The sequence below is a fragment of the Kingella pumchi genome (assembly GCF_022288825.1).
In the GTDB taxonomy this organism is placed as follows: domain Bacteria; phylum Pseudomonadota; class Gammaproteobacteria; order Burkholderiales; family Neisseriaceae; genus Kingella_D; species Kingella_D pumchi.
The window spans coordinates 327-2,690 of the sequence record NZ_JAKOOW010000018.1 but is presented as its reverse complement, the minus strand read 5'-3'; the positions used below and the strand labels follow the sequence as shown (position 1 = coordinate 2,690).

The 2,364-nt window shown below is 59.3% G+C and carries 3 protein-coding genes; 2 read left to right on the top strand and 1 reads right to left on the bottom strand.

Annotated elements, in window-relative coordinates; translation table 11 throughout:
- Window positions 1-156: 156 nt before the first annotated feature.
- A complete protein-coding gene (locus tag MB824_RS04325; RefSeq protein WP_238746286.1) occupies window positions 157-1,029 on the top strand; it encodes a lipid A biosynthesis lauroyl acyltransferase in 873 nt (290 codons plus the stop codon).
- 229 nt (window positions 1,030-1,258) lie between these two features.
- Window positions 1,259-1,732 carry a hemerythrin domain-containing protein gene (locus MB824_RS04320; protein ID WP_238746284.1) on the top strand — a complete coding sequence of 158 codons (474 nt, stop codon included), beginning with the start codon at window positions 1,259-1,261 and terminating at the stop codon, window positions 1,730-1,732.
- Between the two features lie 299 nt (window positions 1,733-2,031).
- Here MB824_RS04320 and MB824_RS04315 read toward each other — a convergent pair.
- The coding region (locus MB824_RS04315) for an ACP-like domain-containing protein (RefSeq protein WP_238746282.1) at window positions 2,032-2,364 on the bottom strand (333 nt) is incomplete at its 5' end.

The following is a 2,364-nucleotide window of genomic DNA, read 5'->3' as shown; positions in this document are numbered from 1 at the left end:
TTTTTCCTTGCATTCGGCCATTTTTTACTCAAAAAACCGCTTCGCAAGCCGAATGTCAACACGCCCTAGGCAGCCTGAAAGACAGAACAAACGCTTTCAGGCTGCCCGGCGGTTTGGCGATATAATGTCACCTTTTTTCAGGCTGCCTGCATTACCGTGAAACTTGCCTTTGCCGTCCTTTATCTGATCCATTTTCTGCCGCATGTCTGCATCCGCCTGCTGGCGCGCTTTTTCGGCCTGCTGTCCTATTGGCTGGTGGTGCCGCGCCGCCGCGTCGGGCTGGTTAATCTGCGGCTGTGCTATCCCGAATTGTCCGAAGCCGAGCGCCGCTGCCTGCTGCGCCGCCATTTCTACCATATGGCGCTGCTGCTCTTGGAATACGGGCTGTATTGGTACGCCCCCGCCGCGCGGCTCAAACGCATGGTGCGCTACCGCGACAAAGAAATTCTTGACAACTTGCTCGCCGCCGGCGAAAAAGTCATCCTGCTTTATCCGCACTTTACCGCCTTTGAAATGGCGGTGTACGCGCTCAACCAAGACGTGCCGCTCACCAGCGTTTATTCCCACCAGAAAAACCGCCTGCTCGACGAGCGGATTCTCAAAGGCCGCCACCGCTACGACAACGTCTTCCTAATCGGCCGCACCGAAGGCATGCGCAGTATCATCCGCCGCATCAAAAGCGACGGCGCGCCCTTTCTCTACCTGCCCGACCAGGACTTCGGCGCCAAAGATTCGGTGTTCGCCCGCTTTTTCGGCGTCAGCGCCGCCACCATCGCCGGCCTGCCGCGCATCGCCGCGCTCACCGGCGCCAAAGTGGTGCCGCTGATTCCGCAGCGGCTGGCCGACGGAACGGTGGAGCTGCGCTTTTATCCCGCTTGGGAAAACTATCCGTCCGCCGATACCGAAGCCGACATCCAGCACATGAACGACTTTATCGAAGCGCGGGTGCGCGAGATGCCCGAGCAGTATTTCTGGCTGCACAAACGCTTCAAAACCCGCCCCGCAGGCGAAGCCTCGTTTTACGGCTGATTGTCCAACCTCCGCCGCAGGCAGCCTGAAAGCGCGAAAAACCGCTTTCAGGCTGCTTTGGTATCCAAGCGATTATTGCGCGCATTTTCTTTGTCCCCGCAAACGCTGCGGGTAAAGGCCGGGCGGCACGCCATCGCTTTGCGCTACAATGCCGCCGCTGCCCCCAAGGCAGCCTGAAAGCAGCGGCCGCCGCGCCGCGATAACAATAGAAACGATAAAGGAACCCGCCATGACCGATCTTACCCTGTGGCAGAGCGCCCCGCTCGATGCCACCGTCGATCACATTCTCAGCCGCTACCACGACACCCACCGCCGCCAGTTTGACGACTTTATCCCGCTGGCCGAAAAAGTCGCTACCGTTCACGCCGACAGTTTCCCCGCCGATATCGTGCCGCTGCTGCACGCCATCGCCGACGAATTGCGCAACCACATGATGAAAGAAGAGCGCGTACTGTTTCCGATGATCAAACAAGGTGCCGGCCGCGGCGCCGCCATGCCCATCCGCATGATGATGCACGAGCACGGCGAACACGAATCGGCCATCAGCCAACTGCTCGCACTCACCCACGACCTGACCCCGCCGGAAAACGCCTGCGGCAGCTGGCGCAAGCTCTACGAAGAGCTGCGCGAGTTCGTTGATGATCTGAACGACCATATCGAGTTGGAAAACACGATCCTGTTCCAACGCGCGCTTAATTCCTAAACCGCGCCCCAAAAGCAGCCTGAAAACCGGAATTATGGTTTTCAGGCTGTTTTTTTGCAGGCTGTTATTTGGCTTTTCAGGCTGCCTGTTGCTCCGCGGCGTAGGGTGCGCCCCACGCACCGAAAAACGGCCGAGCAGTGCGAGGATGGTGCATGGTGTGCACCCTACCGCCGGCTCTGCAAATAATCGGGCTGTGCGGATAGCCGTTTGGGCTTTCAGGCTGCCGCAATACAAAAGCAGCCTGAAAGCAAAAAACACTTTCAGGCTGCTTCGATTATCGGCAAAACGGGTTTGCCGTTTTAGCGCGCGCTGCAGCCTTTGTACAGGATGCGGTTGCTAGGGTCGGTAACGGTAGAAACGCTCTGGCGGCGGTAGTTGCGGCTGTCGATGTATTCGGCGCCGAAGCGGTAGCCGCGGCCGCTGAACAGGGTTTCGACGTTGTCGGAAGCGTTCATGTCATAGGGCAGGGTGATGCGGCGGCCGTTGGCTTTGAAGCTCACGTCGGTCGGTACGCCGGCGCTGTTGAAGCGGTAGGTGGCGTCAAATCCGCTGCCGCTCTGGCAAACGTAGCGGACTTGGCCGCTGCGGCTGCCGCGTTCGTTGTGGTTGTCGGCATCGTGGCGGGCGCCCTC